The organism is Legionella sp. PC1000 (genome assembly GCF_014109805.1).
GTDB lineage: Bacteria > Pseudomonadota > Gammaproteobacteria > Legionellales > Legionellaceae > Legionella > Legionella resiliens.
Map to the genome: position 1 here is coordinate 1961659 of NZ_CP059400.1, position 16813 is coordinate 1978471.

Genomic DNA, 16813 nt, shown 5'->3' on the forward strand with positions numbered 1-16813 from the left:
CAATTTATATTACTCAAGATATGGGGAGAAAAAAACTTTGAATTAACTGGATAGACTGGTTTTAGTCATAATGAGTAGATAATAATCGATTAAAATACTATTTGATCATTATGGGAGGTTTTGCTGCTAAATTTGGTGGGCAAAAATTTGACACAGAATAAAATGTGCCCTTAAAATGCGCGGCTAGGAAAAATATTGCCACTTACTATTGGCATTTTTATTCTGAATTAAATTTGCAAAGTGCAAATATAGATAAATAAAAAACAGATAAGGGCTTTTCTCTCTTTTTTGCAAAAGAAATATTAAATCATAAAAATCTACTTAAAATAGGTGTAATTTCATATGCAAGCAATTGCTAAAATTAAAGCGATTTTAGAACAAAGACCTAATCAATATATTCCTTCTATAAGAAAATTCCATCCACTTGATTTAGATGTATTATCAAATCAACTGAAATTAAGCGAAAAAGCGAAAGCTCGAGGCCAAAAAAATCAACCTAACTCCGATGCGACGGAATTAGATAGTATTGAAACTGAAATAATAAATACAATAGAAGCTGAAAAAAATCGCGACTACTCACTCCTTCTTGATCAAATACATGCATATGAAGATAGGATTACTGCCCTCAATCTGGATAATGTTACATTTAAAATTAAAAGTGCCGCTGAAAATGCTATTTCTGAGTTTGAAGCAGAGGCTCGTGATGGAATAAACCAACTTGAAAATGATATGCGACAGGTACAAGAATTACATCAAGAAAGAAATGATTTCCGTAAAAAAAATGGATTAGATAGAACAGCACGTTATCCTGAATCACGCATCTTTCATATTAGTATCATTATGGTTTTATTCTTAATAGAAAGCATTCTAAATGCAAATTTTCTAGCAATTGGTCTAGAAAATGGAATATTAGGCGGCTTTATTGAAGCATTAGCAATTTCAACGATTAACATTTTCGTTAGTTTAGGCGCTGGAATATTCCTATACCCCAGAGTAAATCATAAATATCTGAAATGGAGAATGTTCGGATGGATTTCCATTCTAATTTATTTAGCAATTATGATACTGTTTAACCTATTAGTAGCACACTATCGCCTAGCCTTAGCAAGCAATCAACCAGAATTTGCAAGCACACTTGCCCTTCAAACCCTGATTAATGATCCCATCAATCTACCTGATTTTCATTCCTGGATTATGATTTTTATTGGTTGTATTTTTTCTGTGACAGCATCAATAGATGGGTTTAAAATGAATGATCCATATCCAGGATATAGTAATTTAGATAAAAGATATAAATTAGCCCTAGATGACTATTCTAATCACCATGCAGATATTATAGATAATCTAAGAGAAATTAAAGATGAATCAATCTCTGATATTCATCAATCAAAAAATACGTTATCTGAACAACGTACTAACTTTGAAAATATAATGGTGAGTAGGCAAAGCTTAATTAATGCTTTTGACCAAAGAATTCATTATTTACAAGATTGCGCACGGCATCTCCTCAATATATATAGAGATGAAAATATTGAATCTCGAACTACAAAACCACCCTTGTATTTCACTCAACAATTTATACTTCAATCTCCTAGAAAGATAGATACACCAGCACATTATTTTGATTCTCAAAAAAAATTGGAAACGAATGTTGATGAAATTTACTCAGAATTGGACCTGATTATAAAAAAAATGCATTCAGAATTTACAGTAATCCAAAAAAGATTTCCTTTGTTAAATGAGCTATTTAGAGAAATATAATGAAGAAAAGAAGTAGCAGGCGATCAAAAAGGGTAAGAAAGAAAAATATATTTGGAGCTAGTTTAATTTTTTTAGTGTTAATATGTATTAGTGTTGCTGTTTCAGTGTATCTTTCACAAAAAAAGAACTCTATAAATATAGATCCAACCACGTTTTGTCCGGTTAATGGCTCACCCTTTGTAACTGCAATTTTAATAGATGAAACCGATCAACTTAGCCCTATTCAGCAGGCATCGCTCAAAAATGAACTTCAAAAAATCAGAGATGAAATTCCAAAATATGGAAAAATAGAAGTTTATCTTATTGGAAACACCAAGAAAAACCTTCTAAAACCAATACTGAGTCTTTGTAATCCAGGGAGAGGTGATCATGCAAACAAGTTATATCAAAATGCCAGGCTTATTGAAAAAAAATGGAAAGACGCTTTTAATAATCCTATGGATAAAATTATCTCATCCCTTTCAGATGTTAGTACATCAGATGAGTCTCCAATTATGGAGTCAATTCAGTCAATTTCGGTTTCATCTTTTAATAACGCTAATAATAAAAATGCAAAATTTCGCCTAATTATAGCTTCCGATATGTTGCAATATACAGATGGATTCAATCTTTATCATCTTAACACCAATACATTGACCTCATTCAATAGTGAGTATCTTAAACAAATGCATTCTGATCTTCGTGATGTGAAAGTTGAAATTTTACTATTTCGAAGAACAACTTCGAAAAAACTCCAAGGCCACCAACTCATTAATTTTTGGGAAGCCTTCTTTAACAATCAAGGTGCATTTATTGATCGCATCTATGCAATTACTGGATAAGAGGAATCTATGATAGACGATACCATCCCATTGAAGAAAAGATTTAATCTTCCAATCAAACACCAAGTGACAGATGGAATTGATAAGTTTGGATTTTTTGCAGCATTTTTTTTAGGACTGATTGGTATTTCTTGCTTAAAGTTATTGAATTGCTCTCAATCTTGGGTAACTTTATTTCCTGTAACAATAATGGTTCTCTATTCTTTTTTAATCTACTCGTTTCTTCGATTTAGATTAAATGAAGATCAAGCCGGAGATAATTTATATTATCTTGGTTTTTTATTTACCCTTATTAGCCTTGCATTCGCATTATATCAATTTGATAGTAATGGAGGCACAGCCATAATCATAGAAAATTTTGGAATTGCTTTAGCCACTACTATTACGGGACTTTTTTTACGCATTCTCTTCAACCAAATGAGACACGATCCGGTTGAGATAGAGAGAGAAGCACGTATGGAACTGACAAATGCTGCTTCACGTTTGCGCACTAATTTATTAGAAGTAACCGAAATAATGAAAAGCACTCTTATAGCAGCACAACAACAAACAGCAGAAGTTATGCAAGACTATGGAAAAAGATTCGATGATGTTGCTCATACTATTATCGAAAAAACAAATGAAGTCCACTCAACTGTTATAGAAAATACCAATCGACTAAAAACCAATACAAATGCACTTGTTGAAAGTGTAGAGAATTTGCTCGATCGTATAAATAAAATAGAAACTCCTTCCAACATACTTGAAGAGAAATTAGCCCCAGCTATAGAATCAATAAGGATGGCTGGAGAGGAAATTGCAATTAGAGCAAAAGGTGATGAATTAACAATTAAACAACTCACTAAAATTGTTAAAAACGCAATTAATTCAAGTGTGCAGCTTGAAGATAAAGTAAAATTACTCAATGATCAAAGTGAGAAAATTTATTTAATTCTATCAAACATTGACACAATTAATTCGCAATTTGAACAGTCCGGCACCCGATTCCACGAGGCTGCAGAAAAAGTAGCACGACTGTCAGAAGTGCAAACATTAATGCAAGATACTATTAACACTTCTTTAAATAATATAACTAAAACAAGCTCAACGATTATTTCAAAATATTCAGAAAGTACTAACGAAGCCATTGAAGCACAAAAATCTACCTTTAAAGAGCTTGAACTCACACTAAATGGCTCTCTCAAAATAACACAAACTCATAATGAAAAATTAGCAGAGGAACTTAAACGATCTCGAGAATATACAGAAAAAGTACATCATTCACTTGTTGAAATGACGGACTCTCTTACTCAAAAAATAGCAAATGAAAATCATATTAATACCTCTAATGTAATTGGACAATAAAATGTCAACTCAAGTTCTTGATCAAAATAGAGCATATCGGAAGGGACTTATTCTCGGCTTTACTATGGCTGAAATTTCTATCCTAATTATTTTTTGTCTTCTTCTTGCAACATCATTTCTTATACAAAGAAAAGATCAACAAATAGCCAAATATGTTGAAGAAAATAAGCAACTAACAGAAGTTAAAAAAATTTTAAAGAACTTGAACAGAAACTCTATGAATCAAAAGAAATTTGATGATTTTTTCCAAGAATTAAAACGTTTAGACGAAAAAACACAAAATATTGAACAACTACAACAACAACTTAAGAAATCACGAGAAGACACTAAACTTGTTCATAAAATTACTCAAATTCTATCATCTGAAAATACAACTAATGAATCAATCGAAAAAACAATAAGCCGTATAGCGAAAGAGGCTGAGTTTACCAAACAATTAAAAAACGCAATAAAAAATACAACTCTTCAGGAAAGCTCACCACAAATCATAGCTAAAATATTAAATACAACAGGGGATATTAAAAAAGAAACGGCTGAAAAAATTGAGGCTATTACTGAAGTAGAACGTTTAAAGGGCCAATTAGCAAATGCTCAAAATAAACTTGAACGACTCGGTAAAGGTACCGAAATGCCTGCATGTTGGGCAGACCCAAAAAATGGTAAACCAGAGTATATTTTTAAAGTCGATCTTACTTCCAATGGATTAGTAATCCATAACCAAAATCTTCCAAATAGAGTTGCTGATCAAAATTTATTGCCGCTTAATACAATTCAATTTGATCAAATCTTAAGTCAGAATAACTTTTTAACTCAAACCTTTCCTATATATCAATGGAGTATTAAACATAATTGTCGCTTTTTTGTAATTGTTAATGATAGTACTGAATCAAACCAAAAAAATGCATATAAAGCCATGCTATATACTTTAGAATCTCACTTTTATAAATTTGAGATAAAATGAATAAAAAAACCATTGAAAATGCAATCTTAGAACTAAGAGCTGAGATATTAATTAAAAAGTTATTACAAAATAATAAATATCTATCTACTAAGGATGCTCAAAATCTTGTAACAAGATATTCTGATACCGAAGCATTCGAAAAATGCATGAAGGAACTATCAAATTCCTTATCATCTTGGGCTAAAGAAAGATGGTATAGGGTCTTAAGGATATTACAAAAATAATACGACTTTAAACATGAACTTATTCAAAAATAGAATATTTCTCGGTGAAAAGGACAGTTCAAAGTGATGAAAACTGGTGAACCGGTGGTGAATGTCTTAGTGATATCAAAAAAATTATTCTTGTGGTTCATATAAAATATGGATTTTTGATTTTTATTCTTCACGATCACTCTTCACCACTCATTCGCCTACTTTTTAAACTTATTTTTTGTCAATAATCACTGCAAATGATTATAAAAAAGGATTAATACGCATATTTTAATAATGCGATAGGTGTGTGTGTGAGCTCAATATCCATTAAAAAATTTATTTTGTCTTTGCTTCTATCTTTTTTTATAAATTAATAATTTTGTAGTGCAGAAAATTGCACGTTTGTGATTGATAATATTTCGCCGTGGCTACATTAAGACCCACTTTTTATCTCAGTCTGCTTTTTGCAGTAATCAGACTTTTCAAACGTTATTTGAGCTGACTCTCTCCCCTCTTCTATGTTTGTTTTTACTATTAATCAGACTTAGTTGATAGGTTACCTGATTTTATGTGTATCTAACTTCGCCCCTTCCAATAAGTATAAATTCTAAGTTATATTAGATTTTAAGCAAAATTAATTTCTGATTAATATTTCATGGATATGATCAATAATATAATTACTGTGTTTTCATTCATACTTTCTGCTTTTGCTTTATACTACTCTAAATTTTATCTTCATAATTCACTGGTTATGAATGGGATAGGTATTAGTCACAGTGATAAAACCATCATAAGATTTAGTATTGGTAACATTGGTAATTGCAACCTTTTAATATACGACCTCGAAACCACAATCAAATTTACCAATGAAAGCAAAGAATTTGTTGAAGTTATGGAATCATTGGGCGGTAATCCATCGCCTGAAAAACTAGAGATTCCATCAGTAATAAAACCAGGTGAAATACAAATACATGAAGTCATTTTTTCACGAAATGACTATAAATTAATTTTAGAAAATAAGGTAAATCTAGTCATTATATATCAAATTCTTACTGTAAAAGGTAAAACAAAATTTCTTGTTGCAGAATTTGTTCCATTTAAACATAGATTGGATTGGAAGGAAGGATCTACAAAATTAACTAAAAATCACCCGCAATATAGTTAATTTAACCGGGACAAAATCACATAATAAATGGTATTGCTCGACCAGTTTTTCTGACTCACTCCCAATACATAATTGCTTGATCATTACCACTGCTCTTCAGTACTCAATACATCCTTATATACACTGCTTTCAACAAAATATAGTGTTCTTCATTAAGATTAGGAGCCATGTAAAATCTGAATTAGTTGGTCTCTAATTTTTAGCGATTTTTTCAGAGATTAAAGGCAAGTGTTATTTGACACATATATGTTATTTTTGCGATTATTATTTTATTTATAAGGACAATTATGGATTCGCTTGCAAATGTTGTAGATTGGAATAAGTTAGCCTCAAGTATTCTTAAAGCAGAATTGAAGCGTCGTGATATTAGTTATGAAAAATTAATCTCTTTATTACAGAAAATTGGGGTTCAAGAAACTCATTCCAGCATTTTAAATAAAATGAGCCGTGGTTCATTTCAATTTAGTTTTTTTTTACAGTGTGCCGCAGCTATTGGAATAAAAAATGTACGACTTGAAGATCTAATATCAGAGTTTGATTAATCATTTATTATTTTTTAAGAACAAACTCTATAGATAGGTAAAAGTGGAATAAATAACACGGGAAAGAATAATCCCAAAAGAAAGAAGGTTAAACTGTGTCTATTTTTGACTTTATAAAGCGACAAATTTTACGTTACCGAGACCTTCTCGCTAATTTATCACGGAGAAATAAAGAGATTTATTATCGTGAAAGTCGAGGACATTGCATCAATTTATCAAAAGCCCCAAATGTTGATGAGGCTTTCAGTGAGATTATCGCAGACAAATTTGTCCCAATGCGAATTGGGTCGCCATTATTCCAAGAATTATTAAATGATTCTAGTTTTGATCTTAGTAAGCATCTCTTATTAGAAGAAACTAATAATAGAGATTTAATTAAACGACTAGACAAAATAAGACTAGCGGATGATAAATTTCAACGTGAATATGGAATTTCAGGAGCCTGGATGCTTGGGCCGTTCCTTTGCTGGAGAGATACATCAACCTATAAACCAGAAGATCTACTAATTTCCCCTATTTTTAAAATAGCCGTAGACGTTATCAAGGACAAAAGAAAAAAATGGAGCTTAAAACTTGAGGATAATACAGCGCAATTAAATCCGTCATTAAGTCTAGCACTACGTCAGAAATGGGGAATAAAACTTCCAGAGTACTTTGAATCTGACCAGGTCAATGTAGCTTTGGAGGAGTTTAAGTACTTTCTTGAAGAATCTGGTAAATCTATTAATTATGATGATTCATTTACAGACTCGCTTCCTAAAATACCCCCTCGATTTAAAATTGTGAAAAATGAAGAAGGGGAAATTATAGATAGGGTTCCAGTAAACCTGGAGGAAGCCCTCTCCAAAAAAGAATTTGAACTATATAGCAAAGTAACAGCAAACCAGTTTTATATTATTGATATTGTCTTAGTAGATCATCTTAATGCAAGTCGTACTGTCCTGCTTCGTGATTATGACTCTATACTCGAAAATTCCGAAATGCATCCGATTATATCGGAATTATTTCTTGGAAAACCTATTCCTCAAGAGAAATCTGATATTACCGAACGAATTAAAGCACTTGATGATTATAAGGAACACGAAAATTACTTTGTTGTCAACATCGATTCTTCACAACATAGGGCAATTGATCAAACAACCAAGAGTAAAGTGGTAGTGATACAAGGTCCTCCTGGGACAGGGAAAAGCCAAACCATTACAAATTTAATTGCAGAAGCTCTTTCCAAAGGAAAAAAAGTTCTATTTGTCTCAGAAAAAAGAGCTGCGCTTGATGTTGTATTTGCTAGATTAAAACAAGCAAATCTTACCTCTCAATCTGTTCTAATTCATAGTAGCGATCTAAACAAACAAAGTTTATATCACTCCTTCCTAGAATTATCTGATGCAAGTCATGATCCTCAAGCAGATAAGGAGTGGAATTTATTAACTAGTGAACTTGATTCACTTAAGGCTGAAATAAATAGTTATTATCGTATCCTTGGAATGGTACATAATCCAAGTACATTATTTATTTCAGATTTACTTACGCAATATTCCGATCTGAAAATTGACAAAATGAATATTCCTTTAGTCAATATATTCAACAAATACTCGTTCGATGATTTAAATAGTATTTGCAAAAAAATTAATGAACTCCAAAATTATGTCAAAAAAATAAATAATTTTTCTAGTCACCCATGGCTTCATAGAAAAGCGGATGCAATTTTAACCAGTAGTTTTATTCAACTAATATCTGATTTAGTAGAGAAAATTAAAATAGCGCAGGAAACAATATCTAAAATTAAAAACTCACTTTCAGATATTGGTGTAAATAACTTCGAAAAAATACCTCCATCAGATGCTTTATATGAAGTATCTCAATTAGAAATTCCCCCTGAATGGCTAAACTTTGCGAATCAGTTTTATTCTGATCTTTCAGTTTTAGAGATATATCAAAAACAAGTTCAAGAAATATTGAATATAATTCATTGTGAAAAAACAAATTATAATTTAATTAATAAAAATGCTGACGAGCATGTTATTAGACAACTTGAATCCTACTATTCTATTTCGCATGGTGTCTTTGATTGGTTCACGCCTACCTTTTGGAGAATGCGTAATTATAGACGTCAATGTATAGCAACTTGGGATGGAACAAATAAACCCTTCCAGTCATTTAGAATAATACGAGAGGCGATTAAATCTTTTCAATCTATAACTCAGAACAAATTCCTCCCCTCAGAAATTATAGAATCGGATCCACAGACAATTATCCTAGCCTGTCATGAAATTAATCCTATATTGAAAGCTATTTTCAAAATAAGAGATACTATGATGCGATTAGGGTTATCAAATACACCAGAGTTTTCTACATATACACGTGAATCAGATACCACAATTAAAAAAATAATTTTAGACATTGCTAAATCAAAATGTAACCTTGAAATTCAAGTTAATATTCTTAATAAACTTAAAGAAGATTTAAACCAATATTTCGAAATGCCCCTTACAGATGAAGCTGATAAGCAAGATTTCAATTATGATATGCTTATTGAATCAATGAACGATTTAGAAATTCTGGATAAAATAGATTTATGTTTAAAAGACATTAGAGCCTCCTTTAATTGTGAGTTGTCCAAAGAATTATTGATTAAAAATTTGATTCTTATTTCTGAGAGTTGGGGTGAATATGTATTTTCATCTGTCATAAAGTGGTGGATAGATGAAGTTATTACACAAAACCCTGAATTGCGTAATTTCGAGAGAAATACTTTTCATGAAAAAATCGAAGAATTTAAAAGAACTGAAGAAAAGCACCGTATTTCAGCACGAGAATTTGTTAACAATACTTTCTCAAAAAGATGGGATAATGGTCATGGTGAATTTGAAGGTTTAAGTCTACTTAAAAAAGAAGCAAATAAACAACGTAAGGTGCTCTCACCACGAGAGATTATGGAACGTGGGGCGCTTTCCACTATGCTCAAACTTAAACCGTGTTGGTTAATGAGCCCATTAAGTATCAGTCAAGTACTTCCTATTTCTATGGGTCTCTTTGATATAATCATTTTTGATGAGGCATCCCAAGTGAGGGTTGAAGATGCTATTCCATCAATTTATAGGGCAAAATCAATGGTAGTTGTGGGTGATCCCAAACAAATGCCTCCAACTAATTTCTTTTCAGCAATTGAATTTGTTGATGATGACGATGATGATGAAAATGATTCGGACCTATCACAAAGCATCTTAGACTTATCGTCTCAAATTTACCCTTCTGAAATATTAGAGTGGCATTACCGAAGCCGATCTGAATCTTTGATTGCATTTTCAAACAGAGCCTTTTATGGTGGTAGATTAATTGCTGCTCCTAACCCATATTTTTTGACTGAGGGTGATGTTATTAAATTTCATCAAATTAATAATGCTTATTTTAATCAAAAAGATGGGAATAAGATCGAGGCAGAATCTTTAGTAGACAGGCTAGCTGAGTTATTACAAGTGCACTCAAAAGAAAAATCTTTTGGGGTAATTGCAATGGGGCAAACACAGATGGTAGCTATTGAAGACGCGATTGAGCGAAGAATACTCGCAGATGTAAATTTCAAAAATAATATAAAAATGGCAAGAACACACATTGATAGTGAAACAGATGCACATTTTTTTGTTAAAAATTTGGAAAATGTTCAAGGTGATGAAAGAGATATCATATTAATTTCTGTGGGCTATGCTCCTTCAGCCCCGGGAAAAAAATTATTTATGAATTTTGGCCCGCTTTCTAAGCAAGGTGGCAGTCGACGTCTGAATGTTGCTATAACTCGCGCAAAACAAATAATAGAAGTTTTTTGTTCTTTTGATCCCAATCAACTTCCAACTGAAGAAAGGAATTTTGGAAAAAACCCAGATTTAGTCCTATTTGGTAGATATCTTAAATACGCAAAAGCAATAAGTGATAAAAATTATTCTGAGGCCAAAACGATCTTAGATTCATTTGGTATTGGTGGTGCAATTACTACCAGAAAATCAAGCTCATTTAGCAAAGATGTTAAAAGACGATTAGAAGAGCTGGGTTATAAGGTATCGGCTGAAATTGGCTCTAGTGGATTTTACATCGATTTATGTATTCATCATCCAGTTATTCATACAAACTTTGTATTAGGCATAGAATGTGATGGAGCATTATTCCACTCCACACCCTATGCACGTGATCGTGATAAAATTCGCCAGGAATTATTAGAGTCACGTGGCTGGAAGATAGAACGTATTTGGTCTCAAGATTGGTCTAAAGATTGGAAGAGTGAAATAGCAAGAATAGATGATAGATTAAGAAAGATTTTAAGTAATCATTGATTAAATAATAGTCATTAACTTATGCCTTACTAGAATTGTGATTAAGGTTCAAGAACAATATACGGGACTGTAGTTCTCGCTTAAACGTCAAGATAGCTTACGCCATATATTAGCTCTGAAAGCGAAAGGAATCGAAATGTAGGCTTCTTTGTTGGTTTTATTGATAACGCCGCAATATATTTCTTATCTAGTTCTTCCAGCGTGATATTTAAGACTGAGTATTTTAATTCTCTACGCTGGTCAAACCATGTTGGAGCATAATTAACTCCATTGAGATTTATATAAACTTTGGTTTTTGCATTGTAGCCAATCCATGTTTTATCTTGCTGAATAAAGCATGAGACATTTTGCGGAGCTAGGCCAGGGAAGTAGACCTCAGCTTTTTGTCTATAAGTGCCATCGCTTAGTTTGGTGGTGTCGTCTCTACTAGGACCAAGATATTGACCATATATGTCTTGAAGTATTTGATTGCAAAAACTCATTAATCGTAGCGATATTCGAGAACTGTATAATTCATTTCGTGATTGATGAACTTTGAGGCAGAGAGAAATGTAGGAAATAAGCAAAACAAATAGAAATATGTTGAGCCATAGCTTAAGCTTTCGGTTTTTGCCGATATTTATCATTTACTTCCATCTCTTAAAGAATATAAAAAGACCAAACGGTAATTAAAGGTCAATAATAACACAAAATAAGTAGGGTCAGGCCCTGAGTGATCGACACTTTTAAAAAAGAAAATGTAAACAATAAATTACAACGAGTAGAAATGAATTGACCTGCATATCTTAATGCATATTATGACTGTTTTTCGACGACAGATTTCATAAGGAGCACTAAGATGCAGGTGACCGCAATTCTAGCCACATATTTAACAAAAGTCATGCGCAAATCACGCTTAAAAACACTTTCCGTATTAGTTGAATCGCTATTTCATGCTAAATTTTTTAGTCTAACCGGGCTTGGTCGCGCATTAATAACTGATGCACAAGAGCGAAGTTCAATAAGACGGGTTGATCGGTTTCTAGGAAATAAAAAACTACAAAATGATAGGCTCCCCATTTATGATACCATTTGTCGATTAATAGTCGGTGGAGCTTTAAAGCCCTTAATTATTGTGGACTGGTCAACAATCCCTAATCAGTCACACAATGTTTTAAGAGCTGCCTTGGTTGCTTCAGGACGAGCACTGACCATCTATGAAGAGGTTCATCCAGAAAAAAAATATACCAATCCGAAAGTACATATTCGATTTTTAATGAAGCTTAAACTGATATTAGATGCTGAGGTAAAGCCGATTATTATTACGGATGCTGGATTTGCTACCCCCTGGTTTAAGGCTGTTCAGGGACTGGGTTGGGATTACGTTGGGCGCATTAGAGGCAATAAATATTATCGCTTACAAAATAGCTCAACATGGTCACCAATCACAGGTTTACATAAAGCTGCAACAGCTACACCAACGCTTTTAGGAGATGTTGAGCTTTGCAAAGACCACGGATTTAAAACTACGCTTTATCGTTACAAAGGGAAAGCATTGGGGAGAAAAAACAAGAGTAAACGGGGACAGATTAAACAAACAAATCAATCAAAAAAGCATGCGAAGTCTAATAGAGAACCGTGGTTACTAGTTAGTTCGCTTCTTATTAACAGTAAAACAGCAATCAAAGTTGTAGAAATCTATAGTCTTCGAATGCAGATTGAAGAGGGATTTAGGGATCTAAAATCAACTAAATATGGCTTTGGCTTTGAGCATGTAAATACACAACATATTTATCGCTTAAATATTTTTTTCTTAATAGCAATGCTCTCAGCTTTTCTTGCCTGGATTGTTGGATGGGTGGCTGAGAAAATAAATATACATAGACAATATCAGGCCAACTCAATAAAGAATATGCGCATCCTTTCGCTGTTTTACCTCGGGTGTAGAATTATACTCAAAGACAAAGTGAAAATAGAAAATGCATCTATTCGTAAAATTATCGATGATTTCCCCGATTTTAGTGTGGTTTTTTAAAAGTGTCGATCACTCAGGGCCTGACCCCATTGGTGCGGCGAATACTCCTGAGACCCTTCACTCATCTAATGCGAGTATGCGACATAGCATAAACCTTGCTTTTAATAATAAAAATATGAAAAAAGATGGAATAAAATGTTTATCTCAATCCGATCAAAATTCTGCGACAGAATTATTTGATTTTATGGATAAATATGGTGTATTCATTGTTCGTAATGGTGAATTAGAATCCTAGCTTTCAGAGTTAAACATAAACAAAATGAAAACCAACTGGACGATTGATATCTTAAAGAAAATTGATGAAATAGATTTAAAACCCGGAAAAATGATGTTTGGTTATTTATAAATGCGATTCAGCAGTGGATTTCTGACCCTGAAAGAAAAGGAATGGACAATTAAATCTGCTCCACACTCCGAAGATGTATTTGTTGTATGGCGTCTAGACCGATTAAGTATATCTTTCATTTAATTGAAATAGTAGCTCTACTCGACTCGAAAAAGATTGATCATAAAAGTTTACAAGAATTCATCGATACATCTTCAAGTTCTGGTAAATTGATATTTCATATTTTTCGAGAATTAGCTGGGTTTGAGAGAAATCTTATTCGAGAACGCACCCAGGCAGCAAGAGGTGAAAAAGGTGGATGGCTTAAGAAACTATCTTCAGATAAAAGCTAAATTAGCTATACAGCTTTATTAAGGAAAACAACATAGCATAAGCCAAGTTTGTGAATTCATTGAGGTTTCAAAGCCAACTCTGTATAAATATCTTAAACAAATATAATACTCCGTACCGTTTCATATTGCTATTTAGGCTTCAATAACTTAAGTTCAAGAAAATTAAATCTTCCAAATAATTTAATAATTAGAGATATATCTTTTAATTCATATTTTTTTCAGTAAAACTATTAAGAATTACCAATTATTTCTAGAATAATTTAAATAGGTTAACCATGGCCAAAATTGAAGGGTTCAGAATAAAAAATTTTAAAGCACTAAAAGATATTACTTTAGGTAGATTATGGAACTTACAAAATGCCGAACCTCTTTCCCCGTTAACGGTAGTAATTGGTAAAAATGGCGTCGGTAAAAGCACTCTATTTGATGCATTTGGATTTCTTGCTGATTGTTTAAAGTCAGGAGTAGAAGAAGCTTGTGACGCACATGGGCGAGGTGGTTTTCAAAAAATTTTAACTCAAAATGAAAAAGGCCCTATCGAGTTTGAGATTTATTATAAAGAAGATGGTAATGCTCGTCCTATAACTTATGAATTAGCGATAAATATTGATAAGACCGGCAGGCCATATGTTCAAAAAGAACGTCTAAGACAACGCCGAAAAGGACAAACCAAGGGATGGCCCTTTTCCTTTTTAATATTAAATGAGGGTGTGGGCTTAGTTTGGAAAGGTGATAATGAAGGGCAACAAATTATAGAAAATAAAAATGAATATTTTAATCTTGATAAATTAATGCGTTCAATTAGTGATGAAGAATCGAGGGAGACTGAAGTTGTTGAGCTAGATGATAAACGTAAGCTCGGTATTTCAACATTTGGCTCCTTAAAACAGCACCCAAGAATTTCTGCATTTCGAAGATTTATTGAAGGTTGGTACTTAAGCTATTTCACTCCCGATGCAGCTAGGAGCTTACCACTTGCGGGTCCACAAAAACATCTTAATATACATGGTGATAATCTGGGTAATGTTGTTCAGTTTATGGAAAGAGAACATGCAAAACGATTTCAAACTATTCTTTCTAGAATTGCGGAGAAAATACCAGGTATTTATAAAATTGACACAGAAAAAACTAATGATGGGAGGTTGTTACTGAGATTTAATGATAGAGGTTTTAAAGATCCATTTTACTCACAACAAATGTCCGATGGAACATTAAAAGTTTTTGCTTACTTATTACTTCTTGAAGATCCTAATCCGCCTCCATTTCTTTGTATAGAAGAACCTGAAAATGGTTTATATCATAAACTGTTAGAAACCTTGGCTCAGGAATTTCGTGAACATGCGACAGGACGTAAAGGTGGCTCGCAAGTTTTCATCACTACACATCAACCTTATTTAGTCGATGCACTTTTACCTGAGGAAGTATGGATTTTAGAAAAAAACTCTAGTGGGTATTCAACTATACGAAGAGCAAGTGACGATGAACTAATAAAGAACATGGTTGCAGAAGGTTTACCTTTAGGTGGGCTTTGGTATAGTGATTATTTAGATGCGAGGTAATATGCATTTTGAAATTCTTGTGGAAGACACCTCTGGAAAAAAATTATTAGATATTATTGTACCTAAGATTATTGGAGAAGATCATACTTATAAAGTGCATGCTTACAAAGGGATAGGTAAAATCCCTAAAAATCTAAATGCAAAAAGTGATCCTCAGAAGCGCATTCTTCTTACCAATCTTCCTAAACTATTACAAGGTTATGGACAAACTTATCAAGGAACAAGATATAATGTAGCTATAATTGTAGTTTGTGATTTAGACAAAAAAAATTTAACCGAATTCCTTAGCGAACTAAACCAAGTTTTGAATTCTTGCAAACATAAACCAATAACTCGATTTTGCATTGCGATAGAAGAGGGAGAAGCTTGGTTTTTAGGCGATATTCAAGCTATAAATCAAGCTTATCCTAAAGCAAAAAGTTCGGTACTAGAGCAATATGTAAATGATAGCATTTGCGGAACTTGGGAAATTTTAGCTGATGCCATATATCCTGGTGGCGCTCAAAACCTTTCAAAAGCAGGTTGGGTAAGCATAGGTACAGAAAAATCTAATTGGGCTGAAAAAATTAGCCCCCATATGAATTTAGAATCTAATAAATCTCCAAGTTTTAAATTTTTTAGAGACACATTGCGTAAGCTTATTAATTAGTAAGCTCTTTAAGAATCATTTCCCTAAAAATTATTTCGCTAAATTTTGAGCATCAACGTTATGTGGTCTTATCGTTAAAGAAATTATTCACTAACTTAATTATTTAATATTAAAACGAACTTTGATTTTGGGCCAGAGTTTCCGAACCGATTCTAAGCAAAATATAGAGAATAACCACTCCTTCCCCACTTATTCCACAAACCCATCCTTTTACAAACTTGTAATTCTATAGCGAGAAGTAATTTTTTGCTTTAATTATATTTTAGGAAAATGAATCAAAGGTCTTGTGTTCTTGAGTAATCTTTTCAAATTGGTTTAGAGCATTTTTCATCGGTACCAAAACTGGTACCAAATTTTTCTGATGGGGTTTGGAGAACTTTATAAAACCCTTACTGGGCTTGGTCTGGACGGAAGGATTTGAACCTTCGACCACTAGCACCCCATGTACTTAACCTATCCATTTAAAAAAATAAATAACCAATCAATTAATTTTTTAAAAGTATCTCTATCAAAATATTCTTTACCATTGGCAACATGGCTTAGAATTAACGGATTAACTTCTAAAATTTCTGCAAATGATTCTAAATCCAGGAAAGTATGATGTAATATCATTTTCACTATAATTTTTTGGGATTTATTGGTTAATTTATATCTTGTTTCCTTTTGATCTAAAGCAACTGACAAACTCTCCATGTCCACTCCATCTAAAACAAAAAAATCGATAGTTGTTTACGTTGATTAAGAGTAAGTTGTTTTGATAATTTAAAAAATTAGAATATTTGCCTCGAAAATGTTATAGG

At 32.6% G+C, this 16813-nt stretch carries 15 protein-coding genes; 13 read left to right on the forward strand and 2 right to left on the reverse strand.

The window, feature by feature from the left end; all coding sequences use genetic code 11:
* The first annotated feature begins 342 nt into the window (after positions 1-342).
* From FOLKNPGA_RS08565 to FOLKNPGA_RS08600, 8 genes are all read left to right on the forward strand, one after another.
* Entirely contained in the window at positions 343-1761 is a 1419-nt protein-coding gene (locus FOLKNPGA_RS08565) for a hypothetical protein (protein ID WP_182352638.1), read from the forward strand.
* Positions 1761-2582: a hypothetical protein gene (locus tag FOLKNPGA_RS08570; protein ID WP_182352639.1), complete on the forward strand. Its 822-nt coding sequence runs from the start codon at positions 1761-1763 to the stop codon at positions 2580-2582. The genes FOLKNPGA_RS08565 and FOLKNPGA_RS08570 overlap by 1 nt, the downstream gene beginning before the upstream one ends.
* A gap of 9 nt (positions 2583-2591) precedes the next feature.
* Positions 2592-3926 carry a hypothetical protein gene (locus FOLKNPGA_RS08575; RefSeq protein ID WP_182352640.1) on the forward strand — a complete coding sequence of 445 codons (1335 nt, stop codon included), beginning with the start codon at positions 2592-2594 and terminating at the stop codon, positions 3924-3926.
* A gap of 1 nt (position 3927) precedes the next feature.
* Positions 3928-4887, forward strand: a complete 960-nt coding sequence (locus tag FOLKNPGA_RS08580; RefSeq protein WP_182352641.1) for a hypothetical protein — start codon at positions 3928-3930, stop codon at positions 4885-4887.
* Complete coding sequence (locus FOLKNPGA_RS08585; RefSeq protein ID WP_182352642.1) at positions 4884-5111, forward strand: hypothetical protein; 228 nt, start codon at positions 4884-4886, stop codon at positions 5109-5111. The genes FOLKNPGA_RS08580 and FOLKNPGA_RS08585 overlap by 4 nt, the downstream gene beginning before the upstream one ends.
* 631 nt (positions 5112-5742) lie before the next feature.
* On the forward strand, positions 5743-6246 hold the full coding sequence (locus FOLKNPGA_RS08590; RefSeq protein ID WP_182352643.1) for a hypothetical protein: 504 nt from the start codon (positions 5743-5745) through the stop codon (positions 6244-6246).
* Positions 6247-6533: 287 nt separating this feature from the next.
* A complete protein-coding gene (locus FOLKNPGA_RS08595; RefSeq protein ID WP_182352644.1) occupies positions 6534-6788 on the forward strand; it encodes a DUF6471 domain-containing protein in 255 nt (84 codons plus the stop codon).
* 95 nt (positions 6789-6883) lie between these two features.
* Positions 6884-11113, forward strand: a complete 4230-nt coding sequence (locus tag FOLKNPGA_RS08600) for an AAA domain-containing protein (RefSeq protein ID WP_182352645.1) — start codon at positions 6884-6886, stop codon at positions 11111-11113.
* A gap of 80 nt (positions 11114-11193) precedes the next feature.
* Here FOLKNPGA_RS08600 and FOLKNPGA_RS08605 read toward each other — a convergent pair whose 3' ends face one another.
* Positions 11194-11739, reverse strand: a complete 546-nt coding sequence (locus tag FOLKNPGA_RS08605; RefSeq protein ID WP_182352646.1) for a hypothetical protein — start codon at positions 11737-11739, stop codon at positions 11194-11196.
* A 212-nt stretch (positions 11740-11951) separates the two neighbouring features.
* On the opposite strand from FOLKNPGA_RS08605, the gene FOLKNPGA_RS08610 reads away from it, so the two are divergent.
* From FOLKNPGA_RS08610 to FOLKNPGA_RS08630, 5 genes are all read left to right on the forward strand, one after another.
* Entirely contained in the window at positions 11952-13127 is a 1176-nt protein-coding gene (locus FOLKNPGA_RS08610; protein ID WP_182350969.1) for an IS4 family transposase, read from the forward strand.
* Complete coding sequence (locus tag FOLKNPGA_RS08615; protein ID WP_182352647.1) at positions 13114-13362, forward strand: hypothetical protein; 249 nt, start codon at positions 13114-13116, stop codon at positions 13360-13362. The genes FOLKNPGA_RS08610 and FOLKNPGA_RS08615 overlap by 14 nt, the downstream gene beginning before the upstream one ends.
* A 197-nt stretch (positions 13363-13559) precedes the next feature.
* Positions 13560-13805 (forward strand): recombinase family protein, encoded by a 246-nt coding sequence (locus FOLKNPGA_RS18925; protein ID WP_255466077.1) that lies wholly within the window; start codon positions 13560-13562, stop codon positions 13803-13805.
* 275 nt (positions 13806-14080) lie between these two features.
* The gene (locus tag FOLKNPGA_RS08625) at positions 14081-15364 is read left to right on the forward strand and encodes an AAA family ATPase (RefSeq protein WP_182352648.1); all 1284 of its coding nucleotides are present in this window, start codon (positions 14081-14083) and stop codon (positions 15362-15364) included.
* Position 15365: 1 nt separating this feature from the next.
* Positions 15366-16013 (forward strand): DUF4276 family protein, encoded by a 648-nt coding sequence (locus tag FOLKNPGA_RS08630; protein ID WP_182352649.1) that lies wholly within the window; start codon positions 15366-15368, stop codon positions 16011-16013.
* A gap of 453 nt (positions 16014-16466) precedes the next feature.
* Here FOLKNPGA_RS08630 and FOLKNPGA_RS08635 read toward each other — a convergent pair whose 3' ends face one another.
* A complete protein-coding gene (locus FOLKNPGA_RS08635) occupies positions 16467-16706 on the reverse strand; it encodes a hypothetical protein (RefSeq protein WP_182352650.1) in 240 nt (79 codons plus the stop codon).
* Positions 16707-16813: the final 107 nt, after the last annotated feature.

What these genes read in the sequence shown, in the direction of transcription:
- FOLKNPGA_RS08595 (WP_182352644.1), top strand. Translation starts at nt 6,534, where the DNA reads ATGGATTCGCTTGCAAATGTTGTAGATTGGAATAAGTTAGCCTCAAGT.
- FOLKNPGA_RS08630 (WP_182352649.1), top strand. Translation starts at nt 15,366, where the DNA reads ATGCATTTTGAAATTCTTGTGGAAGACACCTCTGGAAAAAAATTATTA.
- FOLKNPGA_RS08585 (WP_182352642.1), top strand. Translation starts at nt 4,884, where the DNA reads ATGAATAAAAAAACCATTGAAAATGCAATCTTAGAACTAAGAGCTGAG.
- FOLKNPGA_RS08565 (WP_182352638.1), top strand. Translation starts at nt 343, where the DNA reads ATGCAAGCAATTGCTAAAATTAAAGCGATTTTAGAACAAAGACCTAAT.
- FOLKNPGA_RS08570 (WP_182352639.1), top strand. Translation starts at nt 1,761, where the DNA reads ATGAAGAAAAGAAGTAGCAGGCGATCAAAAAGGGTAAGAAAGAAAAAT.
- FOLKNPGA_RS08575 (WP_182352640.1), top strand. Translation starts at nt 2,592, where the DNA reads ATGATAGACGATACCATCCCATTGAAGAAAAGATTTAATCTTCCAATC.
- FOLKNPGA_RS08605 (WP_182352646.1), bottom strand. Translation starts at nt 11,739, where the DNA reads ATGATAAATATCGGCAAAAACCGAAAGCTTAAGCTATGGCTCAACATA.
- FOLKNPGA_RS08590 (WP_182352643.1), top strand. Translation starts at nt 5,743, where the DNA reads ATGATCAATAATATAATTACTGTGTTTTCATTCATACTTTCTGCTTTT.
- FOLKNPGA_RS08635 (WP_182352650.1), bottom strand. Translation starts at nt 16,706, where the DNA reads ATGGAGAGTTTGTCAGTTGCTTTAGATCAAAAGGAAACAAGATATAAA.
- FOLKNPGA_RS08625 (WP_182352648.1), top strand. Translation starts at nt 14,081, where the DNA reads ATGGCCAAAATTGAAGGGTTCAGAATAAAAAATTTTAAAGCACTAAAA.
- FOLKNPGA_RS08580 (WP_182352641.1), top strand. Translation starts at nt 3,928, where the DNA reads ATGTCAACTCAAGTTCTTGATCAAAATAGAGCATATCGGAAGGGACTT.
- FOLKNPGA_RS08610 (WP_182350969.1), top strand. Translation starts at nt 11,952, where the DNA reads ATGCAGGTGACCGCAATTCTAGCCACATATTTAACAAAAGTCATGCGC.
- FOLKNPGA_RS18925 (WP_255466077.1), top strand. Translation starts at nt 13,560, where the DNA reads ATGGCGTCTAGACCGATTAAGTATATCTTTCATTTAATTGAAATAGTA.